General features: G+C 55.3%; 15 protein-coding genes. 8 read left to right on the top strand and 7 right to left on the bottom strand.

The genetic code is table 11. The features are described from left to right. The first annotated feature begins 78 nt into the window (after window positions 1-78). The 4 genes from KDN35_RS11715 (at window position 79) to KDN35_RS11700 (ending at window position 4,205) form a co-directional block, all read left to right on the top strand. Window positions 79-1,194, top strand: coding sequence for an ABC transporter ATP-binding protein (locus KDN35_RS11715; protein ID WP_212132773.1), 1,116 nt, complete (start codon window positions 79-81; stop codon window positions 1,192-1,194). Window positions 1,195-1,266: 72 nt separating this feature from the next. After that, entirely contained in the window at window positions 1,267-2,043 is a 777-nt protein-coding gene (locus tag KDN35_RS11710; RefSeq protein WP_212132772.1) for a Cof-type HAD-IIB family hydrolase, read from the top strand. Between the two features lie 114 nt (window positions 2,044-2,157). Then, window positions 2,158-3,549 (top strand): S8 family peptidase, encoded by a 1,392-nt coding sequence (locus tag KDN35_RS11705; protein WP_212132771.1) that lies wholly within the window; start codon window positions 2,158-2,160, stop codon window positions 3,547-3,549. 62 nt (window positions 3,550-3,611) lie between these two features. Further along, window positions 3,612-4,205 (top strand): NAD(P)H-dependent oxidoreductase, encoded by a 594-nt coding sequence (locus KDN35_RS11700; RefSeq protein WP_212132770.1) that lies wholly within the window; start codon window positions 3,612-3,614, stop codon window positions 4,203-4,205. 88 nt (window positions 4,206-4,293) lie between these two features. On the opposite strand, the gene KDN35_RS11695 is transcribed toward KDN35_RS11700, so the two are convergent. The 5 genes from KDN35_RS11695 to KDN35_RS11675 all read right to left on the bottom strand — a co-directional run bounded on the left by KDN35_RS11695 (window position 4,294) and on the right by KDN35_RS11675 (window position 8,757). After that, complete coding sequence (locus KDN35_RS11695; protein ID WP_035298197.1) at window positions 4,294-4,794, bottom strand: DUF3907 family protein; 501 nt, start codon at window positions 4,792-4,794, stop codon at window positions 4,294-4,296. A 92-nt stretch (window positions 4,795-4,886) separates the two neighbouring features. Further along, window positions 4,887-6,062: an ABC transporter permease gene (locus KDN35_RS11690; RefSeq protein WP_171566465.1), complete on the bottom strand. Its 1,176-nt coding sequence runs from the start codon at window positions 6,060-6,062 to the stop codon at window positions 4,887-4,889. Next, window positions 6,055-7,245 (bottom strand): HlyD family secretion protein, encoded by a 1,191-nt coding sequence (locus KDN35_RS11685; RefSeq protein ID WP_171566464.1) that lies wholly within the window; start codon window positions 7,243-7,245, stop codon window positions 6,055-6,057. The genes KDN35_RS11690 and KDN35_RS11685 overlap by 8 nt, the downstream gene beginning before the upstream one ends. Window positions 7,246-7,290: 45 nt before the next feature. Then, window positions 7,291-7,872 (bottom strand): TetR/AcrR family transcriptional regulator, encoded by a 582-nt coding sequence (locus KDN35_RS11680; protein WP_171566463.1) that lies wholly within the window; start codon window positions 7,870-7,872, stop codon window positions 7,291-7,293. 264 nt (window positions 7,873-8,136) lie between these two features. Next, window positions 8,137-8,757 carry a YhcN/YlaJ family sporulation lipoprotein gene (locus tag KDN35_RS11675; RefSeq protein WP_212132769.1) on the bottom strand — a complete coding sequence of 207 codons (621 nt, stop codon included), beginning with the start codon at window positions 8,755-8,757 and terminating at the stop codon, window positions 8,137-8,139. A gap of 418 nt (window positions 8,758-9,175) precedes the next feature. On the opposite strand from KDN35_RS11675, the gene KDN35_RS11670 reads away from it, so the two are divergent. Both KDN35_RS11670 and KDN35_RS11665 read left to right on the top strand, forming a co-directional pair. After that, window positions 9,176-11,305, top strand: coding sequence for an exo-beta-N-acetylmuramidase NamZ domain-containing protein (locus KDN35_RS11670; protein ID WP_212132768.1), 2,130 nt, complete (start codon window positions 9,176-9,178; stop codon window positions 11,303-11,305). A gap of 124 nt (window positions 11,306-11,429) precedes the next feature. After that, on the top strand, window positions 11,430-11,570 hold the full coding sequence (locus KDN35_RS11665) for a hypothetical protein (protein ID WP_171566460.1): 141 nt from the start codon (window positions 11,430-11,432) through the stop codon (window positions 11,568-11,570). 141 nt (window positions 11,571-11,711) lie between these two features. On the opposite strand, the gene KDN35_RS11660 is transcribed toward KDN35_RS11665, so the two are convergent. After that, on the bottom strand, window positions 11,712-12,539 hold the full coding sequence (locus KDN35_RS11660; protein ID WP_349290977.1) for an AMP-binding protein: 828 nt from the start codon (window positions 12,537-12,539) through the stop codon (window positions 11,712-11,714). A 356-nt stretch (window positions 12,540-12,895) separates the two neighbouring features. Next, window positions 12,896-13,138, bottom strand: a complete 243-nt coding sequence (locus KDN35_RS11655; RefSeq protein WP_171566458.1) for a hypothetical protein — start codon at window positions 13,136-13,138, stop codon at window positions 12,896-12,898. Window positions 13,139-13,395: 257 nt separating this feature from the next. On the opposite strand from KDN35_RS11655, the gene KDN35_RS11650 reads away from it, so the two are divergent. Then, complete coding sequence (locus KDN35_RS11650; protein ID WP_212132767.1) at window positions 13,396-14,178, top strand: hypothetical protein; 783 nt, start codon at window positions 13,396-13,398, stop codon at window positions 14,176-14,178. Window positions 14,179-14,266: 88 nt separating this feature from the next. Further along, the coding region (locus tag KDN35_RS11645; protein ID WP_212132766.1) for a hypothetical protein at window positions 14,267-14,462 on the top strand (196 nt) is incomplete at its 3' end.

Raw genomic sequence — 14,462 nt, 5'->3', positions numbered from 1 at the left:
TCCCCTGCTGGTAACATATGGGCTACAGCGAAGAGGAACGACAGCATTGCAACTTTCGGGAAGACGGAGGTGCCGGAGTTGGCAAAAGTGACGCTCCATCACGTGTACAAACGGTACAGCAATAATGTCACCGCGGTACACGATTTTCATCTGGAGATCAAAGACCGTGAGTTTCTCGTACTGGTCGGTCCGTCCGGATGCGGGAAATCGACCACGCTGCGCATGATTGCCGGACTGGAGGAAATCTCCGAAGGCGACTTGTACATCGGGGACCGGCGGGTCAATGACGTGGCCCCCAAGGACCGCGACATCGCCATGGTGTTTCAAAGCTACGCCCTCTACCCGCACATGAACGTCTACGAAAACATGGCGTTTGGCCTCAAGCTGCGCAAGTTTTCCAAAGCGGAGATTGACAAACGCATCCAGGAAGCAGCGCGCATTCTCGACATTGCCCATCTGCTCGACCGCAAACCAAAGGCGCTCTCCGGCGGCCAGCGGCAGCGCGTCGCTCTGGGACGAGCCATCGTCCGCGAACCGCAGGTATTCCTCATGGACGAACCGCTGTCCAACCTGGATGCCAAGCTGCGCGTCCAGATGCGCACGGAAATCCTGAAATTGCACCAGCGGCTCAACACCACCGTGATTTACGTGACCCACGACCAGACCGAAGCGATGACCATGGGCGACCGCATCGTCGTAATGAAAGACGGCGTCATCCAGCAGGTGGCCACCCCGACCGACATTTACAACCACCCGGTCAACCAGTTCGTGGCCAGCTTTATCGGGTCCCCGGCGATGAACTTCATCAAGGGGCGCATCGTCGAACAGGACGGAAAGCTGTTCTTTGAAGCTGCCAACCTGCGGATTCGCTTTCCGGAAGACAAGGCGAAGGTGCTGCGGGAGAAAGGATATGCCGACAAGCAGGTCACGTTTGGCATTCGCCCGGAAGACATTTACAGCGACAACCAGTTTATCGAAGCCAATCCGTTTGACAGCAACGTCACGGCAGAGGTGGACGTCGTCGAGAACATGGGCTCCGAACTGTACGTCTACTTTTCCAATGTCGGCGGCACACAGCTTGTAGCTCGCGTCGACGCCCGCGAAGGCATCAAGCCGCGGATGTCCGTCAAACTGGGCATGGATTTGTCCAAGTGCCATGTGTTTGACAGCGAGACGGAAACGGCTGTATTCTAAATGAAAAAAAGAGAAAAAAAGGGATGTCTTTGCAGGCACTCCCTTTTCCTGTTTTGTAGAGAGGAGAGAAACATGTCATACAAAATCGTGTTTTTTGACATCGACGGGACGCTCTTGAATACGGATCACACCATCCCCGAGGAGACGCGGAGGGCTGTCAGGCAGCTGCAGGATAACGGCGTTTTGGTCGCGATTGCCACAGGCCGCGCGCCGTTCCACCTGCTGCCGGTTGCACAGGAACTGGGGATCGATACCTATGTCGGGTTCAACGGCTCGTACGTGGTTGCAGATGGCCGGCTGATCCGCGAGACGCCGCTGTCCAGGAAAACGCTGGCCGACCTGGAAGCGACAGCCCACACCAACGGCCACCCGATGGTATTCCTCAGTGCCGATACCTGTTATGCCAACACCGCCGACCATCCGCACGTAATCGAGTCGTTTCACTCCCTGCGCCTGGCGCCGCCCGTATGTCGGCAGCGCTACTGGGAAGAGGCTTCGATCTACCAGGCGTTCCTCTACTGCGGCGAACAGGAGGAACACAATTACTTCACCCGCTTTCGTGACGACGTGTCGTTCGTCCGCTGGCACCGCGTCGTCCTGGACGTGCTTCCTCCTAACGGCTCCAAAGCGCGCGGCATTGAAGCGGTGCTGCGTCATTACGGACTCAAGCCGGAAGATGCGGTGGCGTTCGGCGACGGCTTGAACGACAGGGAAATGCTAGCCTACGTCGGCATGGGTGTGGCGATGGGCAACGCCCACGAGCAGGTGAAGCCGCTGGCAAACATGGTGACCCGCCACGTCAACGATGCGGGCATCCACTACGGACTGCGGCAGCTCGGCCTGATTTAACCGATACCCTCCTCGTTACATCCACCATCCAGGGAAGCATGTCAGCTTTTTCCGTCATAATCACTCCCTCCGTGCGCACGCTATGTCTATACAGCATGGAGGGAGTGAGTTTTTTTGCGAGTCTTACCCCCGATTATCGCAGCGATTGCTCTGGTCGGGCTGGCCGTGATCCCGCTTCGCTGGCATCAGCAGCAGGAAATGCGCGAACCTCACCCCCAGGTAACTTCGCTATCGGCACATATTCCGCGGATCAACTACATTGAACAGGTTAAAGACACGCGGCGCGGGTTGGAAAAAAGCGCCCATATCAAAACCCTGCACCACAATACGCGCGACCGCAGCCACTATGTAGAGCATGAGGTCGTCGTCCGCTTTTCTCCCCGCCCTGACCAAGCGGCCCTCCAAAAGCTGCTGGATTCGGTCGACGGCAGGATCAAGCGGGATTTTGGGCAGGCGATGATTATCAAGTCGCGCAGTTTGACCACCCAACAGCTGATGAAAAAGCTGGCCGAGCATCCCGATTCCGTCTACGCGGAACCCAACTACCTGCTGCTGCCCAACCGTCGGCCCAACGACCCCTATTACCGTGAGTATCAATGGAACCTCCCCCTGATCGGCATGGAACAAAGCTGGGACATCAGCCAGGGCTCCAACGACGTCGTGGTGGCGGTCATCGACACGGGCATTGATTTGCGCCATCCGGAGTTCGCCGGCAAACTGGTGGAAGGCTACAACGTGCTGGAAGACAACAACGTCCCCCAGGACGACAACGGTCACGGCACCCACGTCGCCGGAGTGATTGCCGCCAAAACCAACAACGCCGACGGTATCGCCGGCATGACCTGGAACAGCAAGCTGATGCCGATCAAGGCGATCGGTGCGGACGGGGCCGGATCCGCATTTGACATCGCCCAAGCGATCTATTGGGCGACCGACCACGGCGCCGACGTGATCAATCTGAGCGTGGGCAACTACACCTCCTCGGCCGCCTTGAAAGAAGCGTGCCGTTACGCGTATGACCGCAACGTGGTGCTTGTAGCCGCATCCGGCAACGACGCGACCAACCAGCCCAGCTATCCGGCTGCCTACGAGGAAGTCTTGTCCGTGGCGGCTGTCGACCATAACAAACAGCGGGCCGATTTTTCCAACTACGGGGACCATGTGGATGTGGCCGCACCGGGCGTCGACATTCCCAGCACTTACATTCACAACGACTACGCCGCCTTGTCCGGCACTTCCATGGCGTGTCCGCACGTAGCGGCGCTGGCTTCGCTCATCCGCTCCGTCAGTCCTCACCTGACAAACAAAGAGGTCATGCAGATTATTCGCGAGACCGCGGTCGATTTGGGCCCTCCCGGCAAGGACAAGCTGTACGGGTTTGGCATGATCGACGTGAATGCAGCGCTCAGGCAGGTGCAGCCGGCAACCACACGCCAGGTGCAGGAGCCGGATACCTTTGGCGAACTGCTGAACAAGTTTTTGCTCCGTCTTCGCTTTGGACTGTAAGAACGAGTGATTCCAACGAGTGATTCCGCAAAAATGAGTGATTCCGACCAGGAGGCGTTTTGATGAAAGCGTGCATCGTGTTTGCCCACGAAGGAACCAAAAGTTTTGCCCATCAAATCTTGCAGCGCATCGTCACTGCTTGTGAAGCAGCCGGCATTCGTCCGGTTGTCCGCGACCTGTACCAAATCGGGTTTGACCCGGTCTTTGACGCGGAGGACATGCACCTGGCCAGCCAAGGCCGGGCCCGGGCGGATGTGGAAGAGGAACAGCAACTGATCACCGACGCCGACCTGCTGGTCATGATCTACCCGGTCTGGTGGTGGTCACCGCCCGCCATCCTGAAAGGGTACCTGGACCGCGTCTTTACGGACGGGTTCGCGTTCCGCTACGGCGATGACGGACCGGTCGGCATGCTGAACGGAAAACAGGCGCTCGTCTTTACCACCACCCGCGAGTCGGAACAGGAGATGCGCGCCGACGGGTTTGACGAGGTGGTACGCAAACAGATTGTGGACGGGACGCTGAAGCTGATCGGCTATGACGTGACCTATCGCAACTTTGCTGCCGTTCCATACGTGAGTGAAGCGGAACGGGCCGCCATGCTGGAGGAGGCGGAAGCGCTGGTTCGCCGCATCCGGCAGCCCGTTGGGGTGTAAGGCATCGCGCAGAATTGACGCTAAAAGCCCTCCCGGCAGCGGCACGAGATGATCCGTGCCTGTCTGCCTCGGGAGGGCTGTGTTTGATTTACGCTTTTTGCATCCGTTTCTTTGTAATATAGTCAGTTTCGTAGTACTGCAGATCGTCACGCAGCTGCTCAAACACCTTGGACAGGGATATGGTCAGCTGTTTGAGCTCAGGGGTTACCTCTTTGCGGAAGATAATGGCGTCATGACCGGTGTACGAATAACGCCCGTCTTCGTCGTACACTTCCCCTTTGGGGTAGTAGAAGTTGTTCACACAGGAGTGATACACCTGATACAACACTTCTTCGGCAAACTCCTCGTTGAACTTGGCTCTCCGAAGCGCCACGCCCAGCCGCTCGTACGCATTTTCGCAGTAAACCAAAAGGTGCCGCAAATCGGAGAGATAGTCGCGGTAGTAAGCCTCGTACTCTTCCGGATCGCCGGATTGCGCCACAAGGCCCGCCAGTGTGACTTGGTTGAGAAAGCGCTCCAGCTCCATGCTTACCTTCTTCAACTTCGTGTACGTGTCCTCGCACAATTGCTTCAGATGAGTCGCTGACATAGTGCCCCCCTCGCGTAGAAAATCTGCCTTTTTCTGAATAGTATAAAGGATATCTTATTTACAGCACAAGAATTTCTTTTCAGCATATCCTGCTACGCACGAGTCGACTCCGCTTCGGGAAGCGTCACTTTCCGCGTCTGGAACTGGTAGGCGATGTACGCCGCAAACAGGCCGATCAGCGTCATAAACGCCAGGACTGCCAGATCATGTGTCAGGTAGGACAGGTCGTGTCCCTTGTTTAAAATTTCCCGGACGCCGTTGAGAAAATACGTGAGCGGCAGCGACTTGCCAATGGCCGCAACGGCCGCCGGCATGGACATCAGCGGCCAGGTGTACCCCGACAGCATGAACGACGGCACTGCAATCAGCATGGCGATCTGAGTGGCCTGCAGCTGGTCTTTGGACCAGAACGAGATGGCGAATCCGATCACCACCACAGCGAGGTTAAAGACGGTGCCCACGATCAACAGATGGGCGATGCTGCCGTAATACGGGATCTCAAATCCCTTTAACAATAAAGCAAATACCAGCATCAGATTAAAGGTGGCCACCAGCATATAGGGCACTATCTTGCTCAGGGCAATCGTCCAGAAGCCGTTTTCCCTCAGGGACGACGCCCATGTCCCGGCTTCTTTTTGCTGGGCAACGGAGAGGGCTACGCCCAAAAACAGCACCTGCTGCAGCACCGTTCCGCCCAGACCGAAGACCATGAACGTCAGGTAACTGAACGTCGGATTGTACAACACGCGATAGCGGTAGTCGATCCCCGTGAACAGGTTTTTTCCTTCTTCTCCCCAGCCGCCCTGGGCCTCCAGCTTCTTCAGCGTGACGCCGGCCGAGACCGACTTGATCACGGTGTTGGCGGCCCGGACGGCAGTGTTGGAAATCAGCATATTGCTGCCGTCGATGACAGTCAGCACCTCTGCCTCACGTCCCGCTTTAACGTTTTTCTCCAGATCAGCGGGAATGATCACGGCCATGTTCGCCTGTCCCCGGTCAATCAGGTCCATCGCCTCTGCTTCCGTGCCGACGAAGTGGGTGATGCGGAACGTCTGGTCCACCTCAAAGGCGCGGTACAGCTCGCGGCTCAGCTCTGTCTGGTCTGCATCAACCAGCACGGTGGGAATCTCCATCACCTTTTTTTGGCTGTACAAAAACCCGAACAGCGTCATGTACAAAAGTGGTACGACGAACAGCACCAGACGGATCGTCTTGTTTGTATAGATGTTGCGCCACTCCTGAAGGAGCAGGCGGGAGAAATTACTCACCGCCACCAGCCCCTTCGATGTTCCATTCGACCGTCAAGCCCGGCCGCAATTCAGGATCGGTCACCGTCATTTTCACCTGGAAGGAACGGATGTCCCTGTCGCCCAGCTCCTGGGTTGCTTTCTTCACGGCAAAATCAGCTGCAGGCGCCACACTGACGATCGTCGCCTCCACGTCGCGTTTCAGCGCCGGCACGTAAAGGGTCGCCTTGTCGCCCGCCTTAACCGTGGACAGAGCGTACTCGTTCACGTAAAACTTCACAAAGTTATCTGTTTTTGCCTGCAGCGTCACAACCGTATAGCCCTGCGCCACCAGTTCCCCTTTTTGCACGGCAACTGACTTGACGATGCCATCCACCGGCGCGGTCAGCTTGGTGTTGTTCAGGTACGCGTTAATCTCGTCGAGCGCCCCTTTGGCCTGCTGCACGCCTGCTTCCGCCGATCTGACGTCGAGCTGTTTTACCCCCACCTGTCCGCGCGATGCCACCGCTTGATCGTATGCGGCTTTTGCCTGCTCCCACTGTGCCTTGGCCGCTTCCAGCTGCTCCTGGCGCGCTCCGGTCTCGGCCATCTTGAGCTGTTCGTTTACAGCTTTCAGTTCGGCCTCCGCTTGTTCGTACTGCATCTGCGCCTCTTCCACTTTTGCCTGCGGAACGGCTCCTTCTTCAAACAGCTTTTTCATTCGCTCCAGCTGCGTGGCTGCGATCTCCTTGGCTGTCTGAGCCGCCTGCTGCTTCGCCTTTAACTGGGCCACTTCCTCGGAGCGCGCCCCGTTCTTGCTGGCCTCGTACTGCGCTTTGGCCGCGTCCACTGCCGCTTTCGCCTGTTCCACCTGCGCGCTTATGGTGCTGTCAGTGATGGTCACGCCTTTTTTCGCCTGTTCCAGACGGACAAGCGCCAGACGATAGGCGGCCTCCGCCTGTTCCCGTTTTGCCAGCAGTTCATCGCTGTTCAGCGTGGCCACCAACTGCCCCGCTTTTACCTCGTCTCCTTCCTGTACGGCGATCTCAGCAATCGAGCCGCCCATCTTAAACGACAAATCCACCTCGGTCCCCTCGACTACACCGGTCAACTGCGCTCCACGCTGTCCCGCCACGTTGACCGCTCCCGGTCCCAACAAATACGTTCCCAGCAAGACAATGCCAGTCAAGAAACCGGCCATCCCAATCCATGCTCGTTTGTTCATGGTTGTTCTCCTCTCCTTGTGATATGTCTGTTACCTGTGATGTCGTCAGCGCTGAGGCACGCGCAGCACGCCGGACAAAAGCAGCCGAAGCGTCTGCTCATCCGCGGCCGTCGCCCGTTCCTTGCGAAAGTGCCTGCGCAGCACGGTAATCCCGGCCATGCCGAACAGGGCGGATACCAGCGACCACACGTCCGCCTCCTCGGCGACATGTCCGGCCTGCTTCAGTTCGGCCCAGTACCTTTCCATCGTGCTGAAATACCCGGCCAGCAGTTTGCCGATCATCTGATCCCGCTGCTCGTGGCCGGTAAAAAAGCTCAGCAGGAGGAGACACAGTTCCCGGTGTTCGGAAAAGAAGCGAAGATGCTCATCCAATACGCCAATCATGCGCTGATCCAACGGCACATCGCCGCGATTCATCACGCTGTCCACGGAATCGATCAGCATCTTCACCCCTCTTTCAATCACGTACAGAAACAGTTCCTCCTTGGTGGAAAAGTGGTAGTACAGCGTGCCTTTGGCCACCTGTGCCACCTCGGCAATCGCGTCCATCGTGGTGTCGCTGTACCCGTACTGGGCAAAAGCCTTCAGTGCTCCCTGTGCAATCTGATCTTTTTTGGATCGGGCCATCCCTCCTCATCCTCCTTTGCGTTTTTAAACTGACTGGTCAGTACAAAAATGAGTGTACGACTTTTTTCCTTTTTCGTCAAGTCTCTTGCAAAAAAGCAGACCGCCCGGCAGGCGGTCCTTCCCTGTTTTCGCTGTTTTCCGTCGTCCCGGCCTGCGAGCACTGCTCCCAACGATCAGGCAACCGCCCGGCATTTGCGTCGTGGTACCGCTCTGTTCATGCACCGCCCCGTGCACAGTCAGCAGATTACCCTGAGGTCCGAATCGTCAATGGACGAGTTCAAACCCTATTGACGTATAACCGATGTCGTTCAACAGTGTCTGGAACTCCTCATCCCTTACCGTTTCTCCGCGCAAAATCCGCTCGTGCAGGTCGGCTATTCGCTGGTAGATGGCCTTGTTGGTGGAGACGTACATAATGTTGAAACGGGTCTCCGCCTGCAGCCTGCTGCGCATCGCTTTTACCACTTTCATCTGGATGTGGTCAGTGTGGCCGTTATCGATCCGATTCGGCGAGCCAGGCTCATGGGGGATCGTCGGATTCGGGTTGACCTGGTCCGGCTTGGGCGTATCGGCCGTCAGCACGCCAATCAGCAGATTGTCCTTGAACGCCAGCACCTTGATGTCCTGCACGCCGGGAATTCGCTCTGCGTGGCGTTCCAGCAGGGCGAGCAGATGAGGCTCGCGGCGGTGGATGTTCTTTTGGTAGATCATCGCTGCCGGCCCCTTGTCCCGTCCGAGGTTGTCACTTTTCAGGTTGATGCCGTACGGGTCAAAACGCGCCTGCTGGCCCGTGTAGTCTTCCGTCCCCTGCTGTTTGTTTGGCGTACAGCCGGCGATTCCCACGGCCAACCATAGGGCCGCGCACAGCACTCCCACTCGCTTCACGCAAAAAACACCTCCTTACCCCTAGTGTGTGGTCTGAGAGGTGTTCTTACTCTGATGGAGCGTTCCTTATCTTCCCTTTTTATCACACCGCTGCTGGACAACCGGGCACACGCTGCCAAGCCTTTCAGCCGCCTGCCGCTCCGCTTAGACTCGTTTCGACACGGCTGCCTGTCCATTTGCAAAATTTTGCAGGAAAAGACCGCAACGTTTCGATAAATGCGGCGTCAAAAATAAATGAATGCATCTGTACGGACGGCAGGTGACTCAGCAGGCTAGAGAACCGCAGGCATTTCCACGTTTTTTCTTCGTAATTGTCCTCAAATTCGGGATTGTTACTGGATTGCAACCATTGCGTTAGCAGATACCGATACAATAGACGTACAACAATGTCAGTTCATCAAGAAAGAGGCCGAAAATCATGAAAAAACTGCTCCCTTTACTCATCCTCGCACTCATTCTCACCATTATTCCTCCAGGCGGCAGTTCCGCCAACACTGCTGTCATTCAATTGGGAAGCGACGTGCTCTTTAATCAATTCCACCACGTCATTCAAGGCAAAAAGGTGGGCCTGGTCACCAATCAAACCGGTGTCAACAGCCAGGGAATCAGCACGATCGACATGCTGCGGCGCGACCGTACCGTCACGCTGACCGCGCTGTACGCCCCCGAACAAGGACTGGATGGAAAAACGCCTGCGGGGCAACAAACCAGCACGTACTTTCACCCTGTCTACAGTATTCCGGTGTACAGCCTGTACGGCTCCACCCCCATCCCCACAAAGGAGATGCTGTCCAACATTGACGTGCTGGTCGTCGACCTGCAGGACATCGGTTCCGCGACCTCTCCCTACATCTCTACACTTACGGCCTGCATGACTGCTGCCAAACAATTTGGCAAACCGCTCATCGTGCTGGACCGGCCAAACCCGGTCGGCGGCACCATCGTGGACGGTCCACTGCTGGAGGCACCGCACCGTTCGTTCATCGAAGGCGCTCCCCTGCCACTGGCGCACGGCATGACCATCGGTGAATTGGCTCGGTTTTTCAACCGCAGCATCAACGCCGATCTGACCGTCATTCCCATGCAGGGGTACACCCGTCAAATGCTGTACCAGGATACCGGACTGCCCTGGATTCCCAGTTCCCCCGAGACTCCCGACCTGGCCGCCGTTTTCGGCTACATGGCAACCGGCCAAGGCGAAGGAACGGGAATCACGCCAGCCGACAACTTTACCTGGATCGGCGGAGAAGGCATTGACTCCGATGCGTATGCGGATCTGCTGAACGGCGCCCTGCTTCCCGGGGTGATGTTCCTGCCGCAAGACAAGGAAACGCGCGGCGGGGTGCGCCTGCACATCATCGACCCGTACCGGTTCAATCCGGCGAAGACAGGCATCTACACGCTTGCATACGCCAGCCAGTTGAATCATGATCTGGTGCCGAAAAGCGGCCTGACGAGCAGCGTGAGTCAGCACCTGGCGCAGGGATTGTCTCCGCAGGCGATCGAAAGCACGTACGCTGACAAACTGGCGGCATTCCGCGAACAGCGAAAAGCGTTTCTCATCTACGGCGATCAACCGTACGAACCGGCCGAACCGATCCGCAGCAAGCCCGCTTCGGACGCGCAGCCGCAGCAGCCCCCGGTCAGCAAGCCGGCGCAAGGGCAGCAAGCTCCGGCGAATCAGCCGCAGGCTCCGGTAAATCAGCCGCAGGCTCCGGTAAGTCAGCCGCAGGCTCCGTCGAAAAAACCTGTGCCGCCCACAGAAAAACCGGCAGCCGTCACACCGGCTCCAGCCGGTGCTGAACAAACTGGGACACAGACGCCAACGACCAACCCGCCCGCTCCTTCGACAGCAGTGCCGGGCACACAGCCGACCGAGAGCAAACCTCCGCAGGACAAAGTGGCCTATCTCACCTTTGACGATGGCCCCTCGCCGGTTACGAGCCAGATCCTGGACATCCTGAAACAGCATCAGGTGAAAGCCACCTTTTTCGTAGTTGGCAAAAATGTTCCCGGCCGTGAAGCTGTGCTGAAACGGGCCATCGCCGAAGGACACGTGGTCGGCGGTCACACCTATTCGCACGATTACCGTCTGATCTACAAGGACATCGCGTCTTTCTTTGCCGATCTGGAAAAAGGCAACCAGCTGATCGAGAAGGCCACGGGCGTCAAGCCGACCGTGTTCCGCTACCCGGGCGGCAGCACCAACACAGTGAGCAAAAAGTACCAAAATCCAAACGTGTACAACAACAGCCACACGGTCATGCAGGACATCAAGGCGGAAGCGGCCAAACGCGGCTATGTCTTCATCGACTGGAACATCTCCAACGGCGATGCCAGCAGCAATCACTACACGCCGGAGAGCGCGCTGGCCAATGTGAAAAGCCAGGTAAAGCACCAGCGGGAAATCGTCGTGCTGATGCATGACGCCTCGACAAAAGCGGCAACGGCCCAATCGCTGCCGGCAGTCATTCAATATTTGAAGCAGCAGGGCTACCGATTTGACGTTATTCGCCCCGACAAACCGACAGTCGCCAACGTGAAGTAACGGCAGCCAACCATCACCAGCTCCCTTTCGAGGGAGTTGTTTTTTTGTTTGGGGGCACAATAAGCGGGGAGCCGGACAACTCCTGCCGGCGTCCGCAGCAACACGGAATAACGGGAGGAAGATCATGGGAAACTACAAATGCTGCCACTGCGAGCATGAAACAGACAGCATTCACCTGATCACGTACTTCCAGGGCAAGCAGGAACGCGAAGAACTCGTCTGCGACACCTGTTACGCCGAGTGGCTGGAAGGGTTGAAAGGTTAAAGACAGTGCCCTACATGCTTAATTGCTCTCCCGGCGGCGACGGCAAGCCGTCGGGATCGGGAAAACACGCACGCCTTTAACCCCCGGATCGGCATGCCCGGGGGTTGGGGTGCGCAAGTGCAGCTGTCCCAGCTAGTGCGCTTACGAAACAACCTGATTATGGTCATCTGCCGCCAGCGACTTGTAACGGAGACGCAGCTCCCGTTTCAAAATTTTCCCGCTCGGATTGCGCGGCAGGCTGTCGGTAATAACCGCGTATTTGGGCGCCTTGAACGAGGACATCCGTTCCCGGCAAAACGTCAAAATTTCCTCCGCGGTCAGCGTCTCGCCCGCTTTCGGCACCACCACTGCCGTGACCGCTTCGATCCAATAGGGGTGCGGAACACCGATCACCGCTGCCTCTGACACTTTTGGATGGCGGTAGATCAATTCCTCTACTTCCCGGCTGGCGACGTTTTCCCCGCCGGTTTTGATCATGTCTTTTTTGCGGTCCACAATGGTGATGTATCCCTCTTCGTCCATGATGCCGAGATCGCCGCTGTGAAACCATCCATCACGAAATGCTTCCCGCGTTTTTTCCTCGTCGCGGAAGTAGCCGAGCATCGCATGGCTGGTCCGATGCACGATTTCCCCCACCGTTCCCGGAGGCACTTCGCGTCCGTGGTCGTCAATGATTTTCGTCTCCACGTTGAGCGCCGGTCTCCCGGCCGAACCTGCCTTGAGCAGTTGGTCCTCCGGCTTTAGCACGGTTGCCAAGGGAGCCACTTCCGTCTGTCCGTAAAAGTTGTAAAACCGTGCGTTGGGCAGCCGCGCGTTCAGCTCCTTGAGAATTTCCACCGGCATGATTGCCGCGCCGTAATAGCATGTTTTCAAGGAGGAAAGATCCCGTTCGAAATAATTCTGTATAGTATGTAAATTTAAACAACATTTCCCGGGCAAACCCAATAAATAAAAAAGGTCCCTGACCATGTCGATCAGGGAGAAGAACTCAAGGTTATGAGGTTGTCTTCTATATCATAGTATAGATAACTGTATATCTACAACCAGCATATTATTCCAATCAATATATGGAAAATGAGCGCTCACTGGCATAAAGCCGATGCGGGTCATAAGTCCTGCCCGCTCAACGTTTGCAAAAAAAGAACGGCGACTCGATCTGCAGTAGTAAGCCGCCGCAGGCCCCCAAGAAACACGGGTGCTTCGTCTACAGGATATATCAATGAGTACATACGAATCGATAGCAAATGGATGGATAGCGATGAAAACTTTGGCCCATTTTCCAAGAAAACCGTCCCCGGTTTGGTTCGTCCGACGCTTCACGCGGCTTATTCCTGCACGATCGGGGTCGGCTCCACAATGGACAGCGGGACTCCGTGCATGCCAAAAATTTGCCGGACCTGTATGTACTGGTGTACCGGCAGGTCTGGGAACAGAAAGGCGACTTCCCCGGTCGGCAGTGAAGTAATCATGCGCGGGATGGACCGCTTGTTCAATTCGCGGCGGATGGATGCCGCATCACGCCATGAAGCGGCGAAATAAATCGTGGGTGTAAAGGGTTCGGCATTCACTCTCAAAACACGCTCCTTTTTATGCTTCCTTTCTTATATCGGCGAAAATGGCCAACACTATAATTGTAATATATTACCAGCTAATTGGCACGTGCGTCCTTCCGTTTGCAGACAAACGGATGTTATTGTGTAACACCTTTCGACGTACTGGACTCAATTGTAAAAAAATATAAAATATCCAAAATTGGTGTTGACAATCTATTCCAGTTGCTTACCCTGATAAGGGAAACCATTCCGCTAAGGAGCATTTCGGGACCATGAAAAAGAAAATGATCACATTTGGCGGCGTCATCGCTGCTGTTCTTTTCGCCCTCCTGGCTGTCCATCATTTTTATACACGCGAAGTTGACACAAGTAAGGAACCAGATACCAGCAAAAAGGAACCGGCGGAATATTTACATATTACGGCCACCGCTTACAATAACGGGCAAAATGATGATGACGGGATTTCGTTGGTGTTGTACCTGTATTCCATTCGGGATCAAACCATGTCCGAAATCGCGAGGTTTCCGATCGACCCCGATTATCCGGTGGCTTTTGCCGATCTTCACGACAATAAGGTGTATTTTAGTGACAGCAATCCAGGGGAAGACTTTGATAATCTGAGAACGCCGAAAGTTAGGGAGGTTACATTTATTCGCCCTAAAACCCTGTATTTGATGGATTTAGATTTTGGAAATTATCAGCCGATCTACCATACGGATCAATTTGAAATCAGACTGACCAGGCAGCTTGACGCAAACCGTATCTTAATGACTTGGGATCCATTTATGGGTGCATCCAAACCCAGAACGTTACGAATGTTGTATCTCGACACTCAAAAAGTCGAAGATTTTGATGTTCCGGGTATTAAGGAAGTGAAATCCTTTTATCCGAGGGATAATGCTGAAGGAATATTTATTTTAGGGAGGGATCTCAATAACACATACGGTCTGTTTTATTATGACCTGGTTACCAAACAGGTAAGCAATCTATTTGAAAAGTACCCGCTTCCAAAAAATCATCGCAGTCTGGTCGACTTCGTTTACAGTATGAATTAAATCCCCGCCATGCCTCTGGCGGGGGTTTTGCGAAGGAGGCGTATTGCAATTGAAAAGAAAGCTATTTTTCCCTATTGGATTAATTGTTATGGCGCTGATTGTCGCTGGGATTTTCTATTTTTTCATTGAAAAAAATAAACGGTATTCATTTAGTGAAATTGTAAGCATCCATGAAGGAGATATTGCTGCAGTATTAGTGGATTCTGACTCAACAACAGAGTTCATCAGAGATCAACGTGAAATAAAAAAGTTTATGGCTTCTTTTTCAAAGGTGGAAGTAAGCA

The sequence above is a fragment of the Brevibacillus sp. NL20B1 genome (genome assembly GCF_018195675.1).
GTDB classification, from domain to species: Bacteria; Bacillota; Bacilli; order Brevibacillales; family Brevibacillaceae; genus Brevibacillus; species Brevibacillus aydinogluensis.
Note: the sequence above shows the minus strand (reverse complement) of the source record. Positions and strands in the feature narration are given on the sequence as shown.